16 protein-coding genes and 1 pseudogene are annotated in these 17,374 nt (G+C 64.7%); 5 read left to right on the forward strand and 12 right to left on the reverse strand.

Annotation, left to right across the window (positions count from 1 at the left end; genetic code table 11):
• Positions 1–120 precede the first annotated feature (120 nt).
• Positions 121–1,419 (reverse strand): fumarylacetoacetase, encoded by a 1,299-nt coding sequence (fahA, locus tag PVZ72_RS07645; protein WP_273861600.1) that lies wholly within the window; start codon positions 1,417–1,419, stop codon positions 121–123.
• Positions 1,416–2,738, reverse strand: coding sequence for a homogentisate 1,2-dioxygenase (gene hmgA, locus PVZ72_RS07650; protein ID WP_273861601.1), 1,323 nt, complete (start codon positions 2,736–2,738; stop codon positions 1,416–1,418). Before hmgA ends, fahA begins: the two co-directional genes overlap by 4 nt.
• A gap of 99 nt (positions 2,739–2,837) precedes the next feature.
• Between hmgA and PVZ72_RS07655 the strand changes: the two genes are divergently transcribed.
• Both PVZ72_RS07655 and PVZ72_RS07660 read left to right on the forward strand, forming a co-directional pair.
• On the forward strand, positions 2,838–3,611 hold the full coding sequence (locus tag PVZ72_RS07655; protein WP_273861602.1) for an IclR family transcriptional regulator: 774 nt from the start codon (positions 2,838–2,840) through the stop codon (positions 3,609–3,611).
• Positions 3,612–3,785: 174 nt separating this feature from the next.
• Positions 3,786–4,817: a GGDEF domain-containing protein gene (locus PVZ72_RS07660; protein WP_273861603.1), complete on the forward strand. Its 1,032-nt coding sequence runs from the start codon at positions 3,786–3,788 to the stop codon at positions 4,815–4,817.
• A 13-nt stretch (positions 4,818–4,830) separates the two neighbouring features.
• Here PVZ72_RS07660 and PVZ72_RS24175 read toward each other — a convergent pair whose 3' ends face one another.
• On the reverse strand, positions 4,831–5,694 hold the full coding sequence (locus tag PVZ72_RS24175; RefSeq protein ID WP_443218240.1) for a methyl-accepting chemotaxis protein: 864 nt from the start codon (positions 5,692–5,694) through the stop codon (positions 4,831–4,833).
• Positions 5,686–6,501, reverse strand: a pseudogene (locus tag PVZ72_RS24180) (MCP four helix bundle domain-containing protein); the annotation flags it as partial. The gene PVZ72_RS24175 and the pseudogene PVZ72_RS24180, both read right to left, overlap by 9 nt.
• A 162-nt stretch (positions 6,502–6,663) precedes the next feature.
• Between PVZ72_RS24180 and PVZ72_RS07670 the strand changes: the two are divergent.
• Complete coding sequence (locus tag PVZ72_RS07670) at positions 6,664–7,854, forward strand: MFS transporter (RefSeq protein WP_273861604.1); 1,191 nt, start codon at positions 6,664–6,666, stop codon at positions 7,852–7,854.
• Here PVZ72_RS07670 and PVZ72_RS07675 read toward each other — a convergent pair.
• Together PVZ72_RS07675 and PVZ72_RS07680 are read right to left on the reverse strand one after the other, a co-directional pair.
• Positions 7,851–8,117 carry a hypothetical protein gene (locus PVZ72_RS07675; protein WP_187979203.1) on the reverse strand — a complete coding sequence of 89 codons (267 nt, stop codon included), beginning with the start codon at positions 8,115–8,117 and terminating at the stop codon, positions 7,851–7,853. The two genes, PVZ72_RS07670 and PVZ72_RS07675, sit on opposite strands and share 4 nt — an antisense overlap.
• Positions 8,118–8,167: 50 nt before the next feature.
• Positions 8,168–8,620: a MarR family winged helix-turn-helix transcriptional regulator gene (locus tag PVZ72_RS07680; protein ID WP_133861789.1), complete on the reverse strand. Its 453-nt coding sequence runs from the start codon at positions 8,618–8,620 to the stop codon at positions 8,168–8,170.
• A 179-nt stretch (positions 8,621–8,799) separates the two neighbouring features.
• Here PVZ72_RS07680 and PVZ72_RS07685 point away from each other — a divergent pair, with 179 nt between their 5' ends.
• Complete coding sequence (locus tag PVZ72_RS07685) at positions 8,800–10,032, forward strand: MFS transporter (protein ID WP_443218238.1); 1,233 nt, start codon at positions 8,800–8,802, stop codon at positions 10,030–10,032.
• An 89-nt stretch (positions 10,033–10,121) separates the two neighbouring features.
• Complete coding sequence (locus PVZ72_RS07690) at positions 10,122–10,778, forward strand: ion channel (protein ID WP_133861899.1); 657 nt, start codon at positions 10,122–10,124, stop codon at positions 10,776–10,778.
• Here PVZ72_RS07690 and solA read toward each other — a convergent pair.
• The 6 genes from solA to PVZ72_RS07720 form a co-directional block, all read right to left on the reverse strand.
• A complete protein-coding gene (gene solA / locus PVZ72_RS07695) occupies positions 10,775–11,944 on the reverse strand; it encodes an N-methyl-L-tryptophan oxidase (RefSeq protein ID WP_273861605.1) in 1,170 nt (389 codons plus the stop codon). The two genes, PVZ72_RS07690 and solA, sit on opposite strands and share 4 nt — an antisense overlap.
• A gap of 299 nt (positions 11,945–12,243) precedes the next feature.
• Positions 12,244–13,527 carry a C4-dicarboxylate TRAP transporter large permease protein DctM gene (dctM, locus tag PVZ72_RS07700; protein ID WP_187979201.1) on the reverse strand — a complete coding sequence of 428 codons (1,284 nt, stop codon included), beginning with the start codon at positions 13,525–13,527 and terminating at the stop codon, positions 12,244–12,246.
• Positions 13,524–14,165 carry a TRAP transporter small permease gene (locus tag PVZ72_RS07705; RefSeq protein WP_273861606.1) on the reverse strand — a complete coding sequence of 214 codons (642 nt, stop codon included), beginning with the start codon at positions 14,163–14,165 and terminating at the stop codon, positions 13,524–13,526. Before PVZ72_RS07705 ends, dctM begins: the two co-directional genes overlap by 4 nt.
• A 56-nt stretch (positions 14,166–14,221) precedes the next feature.
• Positions 14,222–15,223, reverse strand: a complete 1,002-nt coding sequence (locus PVZ72_RS07710; RefSeq protein ID WP_273861607.1) for a TRAP transporter substrate-binding protein — start codon at positions 15,221–15,223, stop codon at positions 14,222–14,224.
• 72 nt (positions 15,224–15,295) lie between these two features.
• Positions 15,296–16,177, reverse strand: coding sequence for an HpcH/HpaI aldolase/citrate lyase family protein (locus PVZ72_RS07715; protein ID WP_273861608.1), 882 nt, complete (start codon positions 16,175–16,177; stop codon positions 15,296–15,298).
• The gene (locus PVZ72_RS07720) at positions 16,174–17,373 is read right to left on the reverse strand and encodes a CaiB/BaiF CoA transferase family protein (RefSeq protein ID WP_187979197.1); all 1,200 of its coding nucleotides are present in this window, start codon (positions 17,371–17,373) and stop codon (positions 16,174–16,176) included. The genes PVZ72_RS07715 and PVZ72_RS07720 overlap by 4 nt, the downstream gene beginning before the upstream one ends.
• Position 17,374: the final 1 nt, after the last annotated feature.

A 17,374-nucleotide genomic window follows, 5' to 3' on the forward strand; every position in this document is an offset into this window, starting at 1 on the left:
ACTACCCCGCGATTGCCTGCCGGCTTCTTATTATGCGTAAGTTCATTACGTTAAAAGGAATCTGCGCCTGCCCGGAGGCCTTGTCAACGGCACTCGGGTCGTTGGCCAATCCGCGCTGCCCTACCCCGCGGCCAGCACCTGGCCGCGACATTCGCCGAAGCCGATCGTGGGCAGTCCAGGCCGCTGACAGCGCGCCCTGAGGATGACCTCGTCACCGTCTTCCAGAAAGGTACGGGTCTCGCCGCCTGGCAGTTGCAGCGGCTGCTTGCCGCCCTGGGTGAGCTCCAGCAGACTGCCGCAACTGCCGGCATCCGGCCCGGACAGGGTGCCCGAACCAAAGAAGTCGCCGGGTTGGAGGGCACAGCCATTGACGGTGTGATGGGTCACCATCTGCGCCACCGTCCAGTACATGTTCAGGGTATTGCTCAGGGCGATCCGCTGGGCGGGCAACCCCTGCTCCAGCATGTGCGGCGTGCGCAGCAGCACTTCCAGTTCGATGTCCAGCGCGCCCTGGGCCTGGTCCCGCTCGTCGTACAGATAGGCCAGGGGCTGGGGATCCCCGGCGGGCCGCGCTGGCTGCGCCTGGCGATAGGGTGCCAGGGCTTCCGCGGTCACTACCCAGGGCGACAGGGTGCTGGCGAAACTCTTCGACAGGAAGGGGCCCAGCGGCTGGTATTCCCAGGCCTGGATGTCCCGCGCCGACCAGTCGTTGAGCAGGCAGAAACCGGCGATGTGCTCCGCCGCGTTGCCGATGGCGATGGACTCGCCCTGGGCATTGCCCGGGCCGATCCAGATCCCCAGCTCCAGCTCGTAGTCCAGCCGGCGGCAAGGCCCGAATACGGGCGCCTCCTGCCCGGGCGGGAGCGTCTGACCCTTGGGTCGCTTGAACGCCTCGCCAGAGACCCCGAGGGTCGAGGCGCGGCCGTGATAGGCGATGGGCACGTGCTTGTAGTTGGGCAGCAGCGGATTGTCCGAGCGGAATAGCCGACCGATCTGGGTGGCATGGTGGATGCCGACATAGAAGTCGGTGTAGTCGCCGACCCGCGCCGGCAGGTGCATCCGGCAGGCGCTCTGGGGTACCAGCAGATACTCGGCCAGCTCCTCGAGTTGCTCGCGCTGCGGATGATCGGCACGCAGCAGCGCCTGCAGGGCCTGGCGCAAGGCGACCCGCGCCGGCCCGCCGGCGGCGAAGAAGGCATTGAGCGTTTCCTGAGCGGCCAGTTCGGCGGCGCGCTGGGCCGCGCCGCGGAACAGACCCGCTTCGAGAGCGAAGCCCAGATCGAGGATGAAGTCACCCACCGCCACGCCCCCGCGGGGCCTCTCCTCGACGCGGCTGAACACGCCCAGGGGCAGGTTGTGCAGGGAAAAATCCGCATGGCCATTGGCCGAGGCGACCCAGCTGTGCAATTCGTCGGTCATGCCGATGCTCCTGCGCCAGGCGCGACAAAGGTCTTGGTGAGGCCCGCCCAGCAGGCATCGTAGTCGGGCTGCAGCAGCGGCGACGCCAGGGCGTGACGGGTCGGCCGCAGGACGCGCCCGGTTTCGAACATGAAGGCCATGGTGTTCTCGATCCGGTGCGGCCGCAGGTCGGCGGCGATGGCATTCTGGGTGGAAACCTGATCCGGGCCGTGGGCGCTCATGCAGCCGTGCAGGGAGGCCCCACCCGGCGCGAAGCCATCGGCCTTGGCGTCGTAGGCGCCCTGGATCAGACCCATGAATTCGTTCATCAGATTGCGGTGGAACCAGGGTGGTCTGAAGGTGTTTTCCGCGACCATCCAGCGGGGCGGAAAGATCACGAAGTCGATGTTGGCCACCCCTTCGCTGGTTCCGGGTGCGGTCAGCACGGTGAAGATCGATGGATCCGGATGATCGAAACTCACGGTGCCCAGGGTATTGAAGCGACGCAGGTCGTATTTGTAGGGCACGTTGTTGCCATGCCAGGCGACCACATCCAGCGGCGAGTGATCCAGCTCGGTCTCCCAGAGTTCGCCGAGGAATTTCTGCACCAGCCGGGTGGGCGCCTCCCGATCCTCGAAGCGGGCCACGGGCGCCTGGAAATCCCGCGGATTGGCCAGGCCGTTGCTGCCGATCGGGCCCAGCTCGGGCAGCCGCAGGGAGCGCCCGTGGTTTTCGCAGACGTAACCCCGTACCGCCTCGCCCTCCACCACCTCTACCCGGAATTTCATGCCGCGTGGAATCACCGCGATCTCCAGCGGCTCGATGCGCAGCAGACCTAGCTCGGTAACCAGGTCCAGCCGCCCCCGCTCCGGCACGATCAGCAATTCTCCGTCGGCGTCGTAGAAGACGCCGGTCATGCTGGCATTGGCGGCATAGCGATAGAGGCTGACGCCCTCGGCCTGGTCACCCGGGTCGGTGGCGACGAGCCGTTCCAGCCCGGCGAGGAAATCGGTGGCGGCGGCCGGCATCGGCAAGGGATTCCAGCGCAGGCGATTGGGTGTGGGCGCGCCCAGCTCCGCGCCGGTCAACTGCAGCGCGCAGCGCTGAAAGCGGCCATGGGCGGCCGAAGGCCTGAGCCGATACAGCCAGGAGCGCCGAGTCTCGTGGCGAGTGACGGTAAAGGCCGTCCCGGAGAGTTGCTCGGCATAGAGGCCGAAGGGCGCGCGTTGCGGCGAGTTCTGCCCGATCGGCAAGGCACCCGGCAGGGCCTCGGCGCTGAAGTGATTGCCAAAGCCGGATTGGTAGGTCACTGGCGTTGTTGCTTGTTCTTGTCTGTCCACCTGGGCCACCCATTATGCGTAATAGGTTTACGCAAAAAGTAAATTGAACCCAGGAGAGCGTCAAGCTATAACGCTGCCTTTACCCACGCGATCGAAGCGATGACGAACACCCCCGAAGCAGCACCCCCACGACGCCAGAAGGTGCAGGCGGCCGAGGTCGGCACCGACATCCTCAAGGCCCTCGCCGAGCTGGCGCCGTCGACGTCCTTGTCGCGCCTGGCCAGCCACCTGGACATGCCCGCCAGCAAGGTGCACCGCTACCTGCAGGCGCTGATCGCCAGCGGATTCGCCGAGCAGGACCCGCGGACCAATCACTACGGACTCGGTCAGGCCGCCCTCTTCGTTGGCCTGGCGGTCCTGGGTCGGCTGGATGTGGTGAAGCTGGCGGCGCCGGTGCTGGCCGATCTGCGCGACGAGGTCGGCGAAACCAGCTTCCTGGCGGTCTGGGGCAACAAGGGGCCGACCGTGGTGCTGGTGGAACAGGCGCTGCGCGCCGTCACCCTGGTGACCCAGGTCGGCTCGGTGCTGCCGCTGCTGGGCTCGTCTACGGGCCTGGTGTTCAATACCTTCCTGCCGGAGGTCGAGACGGCGGCATTGCGCGCGGAAGAATTGCACCGGCCGGACGCGCCCAGCGTGGCGGAGCTGGCGGAAGGTGCACGCCAGCTGCGGGAGACCCATATCCAACCGGTGCATGGCTTGCTGATGGCGGGCGTCAATGCGCTGTCCGCACCGCTGTTTGGAGCCGGTGGCCGGCTGGCCGGGGTGCTGACCCTGGTCGGCGCCGCGCCAGGCTTCCAGGCCGAGGTCGGAGGCGCCGCGGCGAGCCGTCTGCACACCGCCGCCCAGGCCATCAGCAGGCGGCTGGGCGGATAGCGCGGACGAATCCGGGCACAGCATCGCAGTCGGGAGCGCCGATGGTCGCGGCAGCGCTCCACTCGATCCGTTCCAGCCTCCATTCGGCTAAAGGATCACCCGGACTGGCCGTTTGCCATTAAGCTTACTGTTAGCGCGTTTATCATTGGCGCACTGCTTTCTGGTGACCTCTTCATGACTGCTCTTTCCTATCGTGATCGCAACCAGGCTCTCAACGACTCCCTGGGCAAATTCTGGCAAGTCGCCAAACCCGTGGTTCAGGCGGCCATGGCCATTCATGTGGCGCTGCTGGTCATTTTCGTCCTGCTCGACCAGATCCTGATGGCCTGGGCCAACGTGCTCAGCATCGCGGCCTACTTGGGCTGCCTGGCCGCCCTGCGCCAGCGCCGTTATCGCATCGCCAGCCTGACCATGAGTTGCGAGATCGTCGCCCACGCCTGGATCGCCACCTGGCAACTCGGTTGGGACAGCAACTTCCACTACTACGTGCTGTGCATCCTGCCGATCGTCATCTACAACTACCGCACCGCGCCGATCCGTCATCTGGTGCTGGTCACCGGCATCCTGGTGACCCTGGCGGGCGGCTATCTGTTGCACCCACCCGCTACCCTCGCGCCCCTGGCGATGAAGCTGTTCGGCACGATCAATATCATCAGCGCCCTGGGGTTGCTGCTCTACGGCACCGGCGCCTCCTTCCACCACAGCACCAAGATGCAGCTGGACCTGCTGCATTCCGCCAGCCACGACAGCCTCACCAACCTCTACAACCGCCGGCGGATTCTCGACCAGGCCGACCAGCACAGTGGCGTGACCGGCAGCCTCATCCTCTTCGACGTGGATCACTTCAAGCATATCAACGATCGCTTCGGCCACGATTGCGGCGATCTGGTGCTGCAGGGCATCGCCGACGTCATCCGCCGCGAGGTGCGCCATTCGGATCTGGCGGCGCGCTGGGGCGGCGAGGAATTCCTGGTGCTGCTGCCCCAGGCGCGGACCGAAGTGGCCTGGGGCGTGGCGGAACGCATCCGCCAGCGCCTGACCGATGTCACCCAGTCCCTCGAACGTGGTCCCGCGCGGGTCACGGCGACCCTGGCGGTGTGCGAGATTCGCGATTGCGAAGCCTTCGCCAGCGCCTTGGAGCGCGCCGACCAGGCGCTCTACCGTGGCAAGCAGGAAGGTCGCGATCGGGTGATGCTGGCGGCCTGAGATCCCGCCCGTCCTAGACCACGAAGCGCTGCAGGGCGCCGTGCAGATCGGCGGCCAGGGCGGAAAGCTGCTGGCTGCTGGCACTGGTCTGCTGGGCGCCGGCGGCGGTCTGGGTCGCCGCGTCGCGGATCAGCGTCAGGTTGCGATCGACCGCCGCCGTGGTGGCCGTCTGCTCTTCGGTGGCCGCGGCGATGGCGTCGTTGCGCTGGCCGATGGCGGTGATGGCCTGGGTGATGCCTTCCAGCACCTGCCAGGTCGCCTGGGCTTGGTCGCGGGTATGGCTGGCCTGGAGTCGACTCTGATCCAGGGCAGTCACCGTCTTCTCGCTGACCTGCTGCATGCCATCGATCAGGCCTTCGATCTCACGGGTGGAGTCGCCCGTGCGGCGGGCCAGGCCCCGCACCTCGTCGGCCACCACGGCGAAGCCGCGTCCGGCATCCCCGGCACGGGCTGCCTCGATGGCGGCGTTGAGCGCCAGCAGGTTGGTCTGCTCGGCGACGTTGCGGATGACATCGAGCATCTTGCCGATGCCCTTGGATTGCTCGGCCAGCTGGCCAGCCTGGTTGGCCGCCTCGTCCACGTTGCCCACCAGCTGGGTGATGGCGGCCAGCGTCTGGCGGACCTGCGTCTGCCCCTGCTTGGCCTGATCGACGCAGCGCTGCGATTCGGCGGAGGTGGAAGTCGCGTGCTCGCATACCGCCTGGACCGCCTGATTGAGCTGGGTGACGGCATTGGCCGCATGCTGGATATCGGTCGTCTGCTGCTCCAGATTGCGGCAGCTTTCATCCATCACGGCACTCACCTGGGTCGAGGCCGAGGCCAGTTGCTCCGAGGCATTGCCGGTATGGGCCAGCACCTCGCGCAGATTGCCCTGCATACGCTCCAGCGCCAGCAGCAGCATGGCTGCCTCGTCGCGCCCCTGGGGCTGGATGTTCTGCCGCAGATCACCCGCGGCGATGCCGCCGGAGATGTCCAGCGCCTGGCGCAGCGGCTGCACCACGCTACGGGTTAGTCGCCAGGCCAGGAGCAGCAGCAGCAGAATGGCGCCGCCAATGACCGACCAGACGATGGCGCGGGCCTGCAGGAACTGGACGTTCGCCACCTCCTTGGCCTGGGCCGCGCCCTGCTTGTTCAATTCGCGCAGCAGTTGCACCTGCATGTCCATCAGATCGCCCTTGAGGCCCACCACGGTATCCAGTTGCATCCGCGCAGCCGGGATCTGCTGCTGCTCGATCAGGCGCACCTCTTCGCGCAGGCCTTCCACGAAAGGCAGATACGCCTCGTGCAGGGCCTTGATCGAATCCCCTTCGGTCGCATCGGTGACGACCGGCGCATAGTCCCGGAACAGCTGATCGGTCTCGTTGACCAGTTGCTCCAGGGTGACCCGGCTCATGGCCACGGCGCCCGGATCCTCGGCATTGAGCAGCACCACCGAGGCCTGGTTGCGCAACTTGCCGAGGTTGATCGCCAGGGAATCGGCGATGGCGATACTGGGTAACCAGTCCTGCTCCATGCTCAGGGCCTGACGGCGCAGCTGCTGCATCTCCCATAGCGAAAAACTGCCCAATCCGGCGAGCAGCACGGCGGCGAAGGTAAAGGAGAACAGCATCCGCGGGCCGGTCTTGAGAGCTCTCAACCAGGAACGGCGGGAAAGGCGGCGAAGGGGCGCGAGGATCCGAAGCATGGAGGCGTCACTGCAGGAAGACGGTCAAGCACAGCAGCCTAGGCAAGCCAGATGTCGAGCTGATTACAAAATGCCATTGTCCGAAAAAATCAGACGATTGCGGCGAAAGGAAACTGGGGCTAAGGTCCGCCCCTTCTATTCGCCATCCTGTCCGACGCTGTCATGACTACCCCTGTCGCCAAGGCTTCGCCTTTACAGATCCTGCTGCTCGGCATCGCCCAGATCCTCGTCTGGGGTGGCTCCTTTTTCATTCTCGCGGTGCTGGCCGATCCGGTGGTACAGGAGACCGGCTGGTCCCGGCAATGGGTCTATGGCGGTCTTTCGCTCGGCGTCCTGGTCTCCGGCCTGCTCGCACCGGCGTGTGGCCGCCTGATCGCCCGCCAGGGCGGCCGCACGCTGCTGTCGCTGAGCGGTCTGGGGGTGGCCGCCGGGCTGACCCTGATGGCCAGCGCCCAGCATCTGCCGCTGTTCCTGCTCGCCTGGGTGGTGATGGGAATCGGCATGGCCGCGGGTCTGTACGATGCATTGTTCGCGACCCTGGGCACCTGCTACGGCAGCCAGGCCCGCTCGGCGATCAGCGGCATCACCCTGGTCTCCGGCTTCTGCACCGCCATTACCTGGCCCGTCGCCGCCTTCATGGTGAGTCATCTGGGCTGGCGCGGTGCCTGCCTGGTCTATGCGGCCGTCCTGTTGCTGACGATCTGGCCCCTGTATCGACGCGCCCTGCCCGCGCCGGTCCTCGCCACCCAAGCGCCGCGGCCCAACCAGACGGCACCGGCAGTACCGGTTGATCGCGCCCTGTACATCGTACTCACTGTCCTCTTCACCCTGGGCGCGGTGCTGATGACAGCCATCTCCATCCAGCTGATCACCCTGCTGCAGGGGATCGGCTACAGCCTGGCCAGCGCCGTGGCGATGAGCGCCTGCCTGGGGCCAAGTCAGGTCGCCTCACGGATCATCGACCTGCTCAACCGCAACGGCCATCCGCTGTGGACGGCCCTGGCCTCGGTGGTCTGCACGGCCGCCGGCCTGCTGCTGGTCACCCTGGCGCCGGGCCTGGTCTGGGTGACGGTCGTGGGTCTGGTGATCTTCGGCGCAGGCAATGGCCTGAGGGCCATCATTCGTGGCGCCCTGCCGCTGGCGCTCTGGAGTCCGGCGGAATACGCCACCATCCTCGGCCGCATGGCGCGCCCGGCATTGCTCGGCCAGGCCGCCACGCCTCTGCTCTGTGGCTATGTCCTGGAACACCATGGCACCCAGGCGGTGCTGGGTCTGCTCTGCCTGCTGGCGCTGATCAACGTGGCACTGGTCGCCTGGTTGTTCAGGGCGATCCTCAGCCGTCGCGACGCCTAATCGCAGGCAATTTCCAGGGGTACCAGGCGCAACCTGATGCCGGTGCGACGCAGGGTAAGGATATCGCCCTCACGCTGCCCGACCTCGTCGCCCAGGGTGCTGCGCAGCGTTTTTTCGTCGAGCAACTGGGCATAGGTCCGGGGATCTTCCCCCTGGCAGCTTTCGGCGATATGCAATTCGCCCTGCAGCAGCTTGCCCGCAGTGCGCCCGCTGGTGAGATCCACGAGCAGATAATCCTGGTCAGGCTGGTACTTGAAGGTCATGCGAATTCCCCGGCGACTGTAGCCATGGGAACCGCTCGTACCCGGTTGGTTCAGGACGTCGGGTTGCCTTCCTCGTCCAGACGAGTGCGCAGCATGACCAGGGTCTCGCGCAGATCATCCAGGCCCGCATCGCCCAGGGCGCAGACCTGCCGCACCCGGCTGTTGACCCCATTGGCCTGATCGCGCAGCGCGCGACCCGCGGGCGTCAGTTCTATCGACAGGTTGCGCTCGTCTTCGGCACTGCGACGGCGCGTGACCAGCCCGGCGGCCTCGAGGCGCTTGACCACGGGGGTCAGGGCACCGGAATCCTGCCGCAGCCGATTGGACAATTCCTTGAGCGTGAGGCCGTCATGCTCCCAGAGCACCAGCATGATCAGGTACTGCGGGAAGGTCAGGCCCATGCTCTCCAGCAGGGGCTTGTAGAGTTGCGTCATCGCCAGCGAAGCCGAGTACAGGGAAAAGCAGAGTTGCTGGTCGAGGAGCAGTGGATCTTTGGCTGTCATGGGATCTGCCATTACAAAAAGCGTGAAAAGAGTGGAAGGTGCGAGCTATCCCCAGCCAGGTCAAGCACCCGGGTGACGTGGGGTCGGTTGCCGGAAACATCCGGTAACTGGCACTGGATTCCGATACCACAGGATGCCACAGTGAGCGGCTGGACATAAATAATAAGGGTAATACCTGCATGGCCGTTTCCTCTGCCACGCCAGCCGTTCCTGGCGAAAATTCCCCCGCCGCCCTGGTCGGCGCCTCGCCGATGGTCACGGGGATCCTGGCCTCCTGTGCGCTGGCCCACCTCATCAACGACCTGATCCAATCCGTCCTGCCCTCGATCTATCCAATGCTCAAGGACAGTTATGGTCTTACTTTTACCCAGATCGGCCTGATCACCCTGGCTTTCCAGATCACCGCCTCCCTGCTGCAACCCTGGATCGGCTTCCATACCGACCGCCATCCTAAACCCTATCTGCTGCCCGCCGGCATGGTCTGTACCCTGATTGGCGTACTGCTACTCGCCTTTGTCGGCAGTTTTCCCGCGATCCTGGCCGCTTCGGCGCTGATCGGCGTCGGTTCCTCGACCTTTCACCCGGAAACCTCGCGGGTAGCCCGCCTGGCGTCGGGGGGACGCTTCGGCCTGGCGCAATCCACCTTCCAGGTCGGCGGCAACGCCGGCACCGCCATCGGCCCCCTGCTGGCGGCAGCCATCGTCATTCCCTATGGTCAGACTCATGTCGCCTGGTTCGCGCTCTTCGCGCTGTTCGCCATCGGCGTGCAGTACGGACTGTCGCGCTGGTATCGCAACCACCTGCGTAGCGCCAAGGGTCGCAAGGCCACCGCAGTCAGCCACGGCCTGTCGCGCGGCCAGGTGACCTTCGCGCTGATCGTGCTGGCGCTGCTGGTGTTCTCCAAGTACATCTACATGGCCAGCATCACCAGCTACTTCACCTTCTATCTCATCGAGCGTTTCGGCCTCTCGGTGGCCAGCTCCCAGCTGCACCTCTTTCTCTTCCTGGGTGCGGTCGCGGCCGGAACCTTCTTCGGTGGCCCCATCGGCGATCGCATCGGCCGCAAGGCGGTCATCTGGTTCTCGATCCTGGGCGCGGCGCCCTTCACCCTCGCCCTGCCCTATGTCGACCTGTTCTGGACCAGTGTGCTCAGCGTCATCATCGGCTTCATCCTGGCCTCGGCCTTCTCGGCCATCGTGGTCTATGCCCAGGAACTGGTACCAGGCAACGTGGGCATGATCGCCGGGATCTTCTTCGGCCTGATGTTCGGCGTCAGCGCCATCGCCGCCGCGGGGCTGGGCAATCTCGCTGACCATCGCGGCATCGAATACGTCTACCAGCTGTGCTCCTACATGCCGCTGCTGGGTGTCCTGACCATCCTGCTGCCCTCCACTTGCCGCAAGGCGGCCTGAGGTCCGCGCCACGGGAGCATGAGGCTCCCGTGGCGAAGCGCTTCGCCACCCGCTACGCTGGCCGCCCCTGAGCCTTTCGCCGAGTCGCGATGAAGAGTCCGCTGCACTACCTAGTCCGTTACCCCTCCGCCAACCTGCTGTTCATCCAGTTGCTCGGGCTGCTGCTCTACCCCTTCGTGGAGCAGGAAGAACATGGGCGCGCCATCATCGGTGCCTTCGGCATCATCGTCCTCGCCACCGCCCTGCGCATGGTGCGCCGGAGCCCGACCATCCAGTGGCTGGGGTTCATTCTCGCCGGCTGCATCCTGGTGCTCACGGTACTGGTGGAGTGGCAGGGCAATCGCCACCTGGTGGTATCCCTGGCCATCCTCGATGCGATCTTCTACTTCTATGCCGCGGGCAGTCTCATCGCCTACATGATGGAAGACCAGCGAGCGACCACCGATGAACTCTTCGCCGTGGGTGCGACCTTCACCCTGCTGGCCTGGGCCTTCGCCCATGCCTACTCGGCCTGTCAGATCCTGCAGCCCAACAGCTTCACCGCCGCCAACGATCCCCTGGCCGCACGCACCTGGACCGAGCTGCTCTACGTCAGCTTCGCCATCCTCTCCGGCGTCGGCCTGAGCGATATCTACCCGATCAAGCCGATGGCGCGCTCGCTGGTCATGCTCGGCCAGTTCTCCGGTGTCATGTACATCGCCCTGGTAGTGACCCGGCTGGTCACCCTGACGGTGCGCAGCCGCTAGCCGAATCGCGCCAGGCTGAAGCTGCCGAGATCGATGTCGCTGCGCCCGGTGGTCACGCGCTGGGCGAGCGCCTCGCCCAGCGCGGCCGAATGCTTGAAGCCATGTCCCGAACAGGCACTCACTACGGTCACGCCCGGCAGCGCCGGATGCTCGTCGACGATGAAGCCGAAGTCGGACGTCACGGTGTAAGCGCAGACCGCGCTGCGTACCGCCCGGTCTGAAAGACCGTCAACCCACCTTCCCACCTGATCACTGAACAGCCTGCTCGATTCTTCAGGATGAAGGGATCTCTCGATCCCATTAGGGGTGGTATTATTCTGGTATTGTTCCGTGGCGACCTTCACGGCATTTTCCCCAGGCAGAGGAGGAAAGCCGTAGAAGAGATCGCTGTCGCCACTGCCATGGGCGAGGATGAAGCTCGGTGAATCCGCCGGAAACAGTTCGGGCCTGGCGACTTCAAACCAGTGCAGGGTCTGACGGCAGACGCGCAGCAGCCGGTCGAACGGTGCGCCCAGCAATTCAGCGCTCCACATGCCGGCAGCGACGATGACCCGCTTCGCCCGCCAGCGGCCCTCTGCCGAATGCAGCAGTACGCCCTGCTCGTCCGTCTCCAGCCGTTCGATGACGGTATCGGTATGGATCCGGGCACCCCGCTCGCGTGCGCCGTCCAGTTGCGCCTGGATACAGGCTTCCGGATAGAGGTAACCCCCACCTGGTTCGAAATAGCCCAGCGCGTCTTCCGCTACCTGGAATTGCGGAAACCGCTGGCGAATGGCGGCGCCATCCCAGGCCTCATGAAGGATCCCGTACTGGCGCGCCAGCTCCAGGGTGGCCTGGGTGAAATCCGGGCGACCGTGATGAGAGGTTGCCGTCGCGGTGGCCGTCATGATCAGCACGCCGCACTGTTCGAACAGGCTGACACCCTGCTCCGCCTCCAGCTCGCGCCAGAGTTGCTGCGAGCGGATCGCCAAGGGCACGTAGGCTGCGCCCTCGCCCACCGCCTGGCGAGTAATGCGCGTCGCGCCGTGGCTGGAGCCCAGCTCATGGGGCGGTGCATAGCGATCGATGCCTGCGACCTTCACGCCACGCCTGGCCAGTTGGTAAAGCGTGGCCGCGCCCATGGCGCCCAGGCCCAGGACAATGACGTCATGAGTTGCGTTGGTCATCTTATCTCCCTGCCTTCTTCGCCTATTGAGCAGCGAACGCTAGCAAAACGAGCGGCCCAGGACCAAGCGCGGAGTCAGAGATGGGCGGTTTTCGTCTCCATGACATGTTCGTGCAAGAGGAATCGAAGGGTGGCAGCTCGGTTTTTAAAGGGGTGGTATTAAACGGGGTTCAATTCAGGGGCCACATAGCGACAACGACGGTCTTGGCCGATCGCTCCGTACATGGCGCCGCCTCAACCACTGGGTGAAGAGTCCGATCGCAAGTCGTTGGACGCTTCACCCAGTCACCCTCCTCTGCCTCAGGTCATGCCCAACCAATTCGGCAAGGCCAGGGACAGATAAGGCACGTAGGTCACCAGGATGAGGAAGGCGAGCATCACCAGCAGCCAGGGGGAAACGGCCTTGATGGTGGTGGTCAGCGGCATCCCGGTGACTGCTGAAGTGACGAACAGATTGAGTCCTGTCGGCGGTGTGATCAGTCCGATCTCCATGTTGACCACCATGATGATCCCCAGATGAATCGGATCTATCCCGAGCTGCACGGCGATTGGGAAGAGGATAGGTGCGAGAATCAGGATGATCGCCGAAGGCTCCATGAAGGTGCCCGCGATCAGCAACACGATGTTCACCACGATCAGGAACTCCACCGGCGAGAACCCCTGGGCCACGACCCAACCCGTGATCGACTGGGGAATCTGCTCGGTGGTCAGTACATGAGCGAACAGCATGGCGTTGGCGATGATGAACATCAGCACCACGGTCAACTTGCCCGCATCGATCAGCACGCGGTGGCACTCTCTCAGCTTCATGTCCTTGTGCACGAAGACCGCGACGATGGCTGCATAGATCGCCGATACTGCCGCCGCTTCCGTGGGGGTGAACATGCCCGAGTAGATGCCGCCGAGGATGATCACGATGAGCATGAGGCCCCAGATGGCACGGCGACCGGTGCGCAACACCTCCTTGAAGGACGCGCGTGGCAGTGCCGGGATATTCTTGATCCGGGCGATGACGTAGATGGTCACCATCAGCACCAGCCCCAGCAGCAACCCCGGTACCACCCCCGCCATGAACAGCTTGCCCACCGAGGATTCGGTGGCCGTCGCATAGACCACCATGACGATGGAGGGCGGAATCAGGATGCCCAGGGTGCCGGCATTGCAGACGATGCCGGCCGCGAATTCGCGCTTGTAGCCCGAGCGGACCATGCCGGCGATGACGATGGAGCCTACCGCGGCAACGGTGGCTGGCGACGATCCGCAGAGGGCGGCGAACAGCATGCAGGCCAGGATCGCCGCGATGGCCAATCCACCCCTGATATGGCCGACGCAGGCGTTGGCGAACTCGATCAGCCGATGAGCCACCCCACCCGTGGTCATGAAGGCTCCGGCCAGCAGAAAGAACGGAATGGCCATCAGGGTGTAGTGCTCGCTGGTCTCGAACAGCTTGATGGCCAGCGAGCGCACCGAGTCGTTGCTGAACAGCAGGATGGTGAGCGCGCCGGAAAGCCCCAGGGAAATGGCAACCGGAATGCCGATGAACATCAGGACGAAAAGCGCCAGGAACAGAAAGGTGATAGTCATGGCTGGCGCTCCGTGCCCTGGTGTCCATCGACGAGCTTGAGAGCATCCTCGGCTTCACTGTGTCCACCGAACCCGCTCTGCTCGTTGCGCAGGATGCGCAGGAACACCTCGACGAAGCGGATAAGCATGAGACCGAAGCCGATTGGCACGATCATGACGATATGCCACTGACGCAGACCGAAGCGGTCGAGATCCTCGGCACCGATGTTAGCGTTCATAAGCGCCGCTACCCATTGCTGACTGGAATAGGTCATCAGTCCGCAATAGAAAATACAGATACCGACCGCCAGCAAGGCAACCGACCTGCGCAGCGCGGGCGGAAAGGTCTTGACCAGCAGATCGACCCCCAGGTGAGCGCCGAGGCGCACGCCCCAGGCCAGACCGATGAAGATCAGCCAGCCGAATACGGCCTTGGCCAGGGCAACGCTCCAGGTCATTTCCTGGGAGACGAAGAGAATGCCATCGCCGATGGCGAAGAGGGGTTTTTCCAGAAAGGGAAGGAGATCGGCGAAATAATAGAAAACGGCGTAAACGTTGTTGACCACCACGTAGAAGAAGGTGATCAGGGTCATGACCGCCAGCAGGAAGGCGACGAGCGCCTCCTCCAGCCGGCACCAGAGACGAGTCACGGCGGGCATAAGAACCTCCGACAACAGCTGACAGGGGGCGAAGGAAAGAAGCGCTCGTGGCTTTTTTAGCTAGCCCTGTTGGCGTCGACGGCCGCTTTGATCACCTCGCTGCCAATCTCTCCCTCGAACTGCTTCCATACCGGCTGCATGGCCTTGCGCCAGTCTTCGCGTTGCGCGGGAGTCAGCTCGATGATTTCGCTGGTACCGGCCTTGGCGATGGCGCTACGCGCCTCGTCGTTGAGGGCCTGAGCCTGGCGGTTCACCTCGACAGAGACCTCGGCCATCACCTTGCTCAGCTCGCTGCGAACATCCTCCGGCAGCCCCTGCCAGAACTTGGTATTGGTGATCACCATGTAGTCGATCAGGCCGTGATTGGTCTCGGTGAAGTAAGGCTGAACCTCATAGACCTTCTGGCTGTAGTAGTTGGACCAGGTGTTCTCGGTACCGTTGACGACCCCGGTCTGCAAGCCCTGATACACCTCGGCGAAGCTCATCTTGCGCGGCACGGCACGCAGTGCCTTGAATTGCTCATCGAGGACCGCCGAGGCCTGGACGCGGAATTTCAGGCCGCGGGCATCCTTGGGTTCACGCAGCGGCTTGTTCGCTGACAGCACCTTTAGCCCGTTGTGCCAGTAGGCCAGCCCGGTGATGCCCTTGCCTTCCATGCTGGCCAGCAATGCCTTGCCCTGGGGGCCGGCCTGGAAGCGATCGACCGCGGCCATGTTGTCGAACAGGAAGGGCAGATCGAAGACCTGCACCGCCTTGGCGTAGTGCTCGAACTTGGCCAGCGAGGGCGCCAGCATCTGGACATCGCCCAACAAGAGAGCCTCCATCTCCTTGCCATCGCCAAACAACGACGAGTTGGGATAGACCTCGACCTTCACCCGGCCGGGCAGGCGCTCTTCCGCCAGCTTCTTGAACAGCACCGCGCCCTGCCCTTTGGGCGTGTGCTCGGCGACCACATGGGCAAACTTGATGGTGATGGGAGCTTCATCTGCCGCGTAAAGCGAACCGACGAAGGAAAACACGGCGGCACAGAACAGCGTCTTGATAGTCAACGTGGGCATGGCGACACCTCATCTTGTTTTTGTAATCAGGTCGGTTTTATTAAACGCGCCCCCTCCGTGGGGTGGAATTCATCATTGCCCAACAGGGCCTTCAGCTCTGCCTAACACCGGAGCACCTGTTTGCAGACGCCTCAGCAGTCGCTGGGCCCGCCCGATGACGGGTGCATCGATCATTTTCCCGTCGACGACGAAGACCCCCACGTCGCCCTGACTCGCCGCGATCACCTGCCGTGCCCAATCGATTTCCGCTGGCGTCGGCCGCAGGCTGTCGTGCACCACGGCGACCTGGCGGGGATGGATGCACAACAGGCCGCCGAAGCCCTGGTCACGCGCACTGGCGGTGGCTGTCGCCAGACCGGCCAGGTCATCGATGGCTGGAAAGACGCTGTCCAGCGGTGCGGGCAGCCCGGCCAGTCGGCCTTCCAGCAGGAGTAGAAAGCGAGCCTGATCCAGCAGCCGTTCGGCTGCCGCCGTACCGCTTTCCAGACCGAGATCCAGGCCCAGATCCAGACCACCGAGCACCAGGCGCTCCACCCCGGCAGCCCCGGCGACCTCCTTGAGTCGATCCAGCCCCCGGGCGCTCTCGATGATCGGCCAGACGGGCTTGCCCGTCTCGGCATGGACGCGCTCGACCTGGGCGGCGCTTTCCGCCTTGGGCAGGACGACCCCGAGCACCTGCCCCAGGCGTTGGCACAGCGCCAGGTCGTCGCCGTGCGCCGAGTGAGCGGCGGCGTTGATCCGTATCCAGACCCGTAACGCAGGCGCGGCGAGCAACGCCTGTTCGAGGGCGCCGCGTGCTGCGGTCTTGGCGGCTTCAGCGACCGCATCCTCCAGGTCCACGATCACCACATCGGCACCGCTGGCCACGGCCTTGGCGATTCGCTCCGGACGAGTCGCCGGGACGAACAGGGCCGAGCGAGGATCAGCAGCCATCCTGCTGGCGGTAGGGGTCATAGCGCACCTCGCTGGCGCAGCGCCTCCAGCGCGGCGTGGTCATAGCCCAACTCCTGCAATACCGCTTCGGTGTGCTCGCCCAGCGCCGGGACCGGATCCATCCGCGGCTCGAAGGCACTGTTGCTCGCCGGTGGCAACAAGGCGGGCAAGGGACCGGCCGGACTGCCGACCTCACGCCAGCGATCACGCTCGCGTAACTGGGGATGCGCCCAGACGGCCGCCATGTCATTCACCTGGGCATTGGCGATCTGCGCCCGCTCCAAGCGGGCGATGACCTCTTCGGTCTTGAGCTCGGCGAACGCCTCGACGATCAGGTCGCGCAGCACGCCGCGATTCGCCGAACGTTTGAAGTTGGCGGAAAATCGCGGATCGGTAACCAGTTCCGGCTGCAACAGCACCTGCTCACAGAAGAGCTGCCACTCCCGCTCATTCTGCAGGCCCAGCATCACCGTGCCGCCATCGCCTGCGGGAAAGGGTCCGTAGGGGTAGATGGTGGAGTGGGCGGCGCCGGCACGCGCGGGGGCCGGCATGCCGGCGTAGGCGTAATACAGCGGATAGCCCATCCACTCCACAAGGCTCTCCAGCATGCTGACCTCAACGCGACTGCCCTCCCCGGTCCGCTCCCGCAACAGCAGCGCCGACAGGATGCCACTGTAGGCATACATCCCCGCGGCGATATCAGCGATCGAGCAGCCCGCCTTGGCCAGCTGGTCATCGTCTGGTCCACCCGTCACCGAGAGAAAACCCGCCTCGCTCTGAATCAGCAGATCATAGGCCTTCTTGCGCTCGTAGCTACCTCCTGCGCCATAGCCGGACACATCGCAGACGATCAGCCGGGGAAAGCGCTCGTGCAGCGCCTCGAAGCCCAGCCCCAGCCGACTCGCCGCGCCCGGCGCCAGGTTCTGCAACAGGACGTCCGCCCCGGCGAGCAGCTTGTCCAGCACGGCCAGGGCATCATCCTGCTTGAGATCCAGAGCCACGCTCTCCTTGGAACGATTGGTCCAGACGAAGTGGGAGGCGAGTCCGGCGACACGTTCGTCGTAGCCCCGAGCGAAATCGCCACTGCCTGGCCGCTCGATCTTGATCACCCGGGCGCCCAGGTCGGCCAGCTGCCGGGAGCAGAACGGGGCCGCGATCGCGTGTTCGAGACTCACGACCGTGATGCCATCCAGGGGACGAGGTTTTTCGACAGCCATC

It is taken from the genome of Pseudomonas sp. LA5, from assembly GCF_028640825.1.
In the GTDB taxonomy this organism is placed as follows: Bacteria; Pseudomonadota; Gammaproteobacteria; order Pseudomonadales; family Pseudomonadaceae; genus Chryseomonas; species Chryseomonas aestiva.

Bases quoted from the DNA above. Each gene is read 5' to 3' on its own strand.
- fahA (WP_273861600.1), bottom strand. From the start codon at position 1,419: ATGACCGACGAATTGCACAGCTGGGTCGCCTCGGCCAATGGCCATGCG.
- PVZ72_RS07655 (WP_273861602.1), top strand. From the start codon at position 2,838: ATGACGAACACCCCCGAAGCAGCACCCCCACGACGCCAGAAGGTGCAG.
- PVZ72_RS07660 (WP_273861603.1), top strand. From the start codon at position 3,786: ATGACTGCTCTTTCCTATCGTGATCGCAACCAGGCTCTCAACGACTCC.
- PVZ72_RS24175 (WP_443218240.1), bottom strand. From the start codon at position 5,694: ATGCAGGGCAATCTGCGCGAGGTGCTGGCCCATACCGGCAATGCCTCG.
- PVZ72_RS07670 (WP_273861604.1), top strand. From the start codon at position 6,664: ATGACTACCCCTGTCGCCAAGGCTTCGCCTTTACAGATCCTGCTGCTC.
- PVZ72_RS07675 (WP_187979203.1), bottom strand. From the start codon at position 8,117: ATGACCTTCAAGTACCAGCCTGACCAGGATTATCTGCTCGTGGATCTC.
- PVZ72_RS07680 (WP_133861789.1), bottom strand. From the start codon at position 8,620: ATGACAGCCAAAGATCCACTGCTCCTCGACCAGCAACTCTGCTTTTCC.
- PVZ72_RS07685 (WP_443218238.1), top strand. From the start codon at position 8,800: ATGGCCGTTTCCTCTGCCACGCCAGCCGTTCCTGGCGAAAATTCCCCC.
- PVZ72_RS07690 (WP_133861899.1), top strand. From the start codon at position 10,122: ATGAAGAGTCCGCTGCACTACCTAGTCCGTTACCCCTCCGCCAACCTG.
- solA (WP_273861605.1), bottom strand. From the start codon at position 11,944: ATGACCAACGCAACTCATGACGTCATTGTCCTGGGCCTGGGCGCCATG.
- dctM (WP_187979201.1), bottom strand. From the start codon at position 13,527: ATGACTATCACCTTTCTGTTCCTGGCGCTTTTCGTCCTGATGTTCATC.
- PVZ72_RS07705 (WP_273861606.1), bottom strand. From the start codon at position 14,165: ATGCCCGCCGTGACTCGTCTCTGGTGCCGGCTGGAGGAGGCGCTCGTC.
- PVZ72_RS07710 (WP_273861607.1), bottom strand. From the start codon at position 15,223: ATGCCCACGTTGACTATCAAGACGCTGTTCTGTGCCGCCGTGTTTTCC.
- PVZ72_RS07715 (WP_273861608.1), bottom strand. From the start codon at position 16,177: ATGACCCCTACCGCCAGCAGGATGGCTGCTGATCCTCGCTCGGCCCTG.
- PVZ72_RS07720 (WP_187979197.1), bottom strand. From the start codon at position 17,373: ATGGCTGTCGAAAAACCTCGTCCCCTGGATGGCATCACGGTCGTGAGT.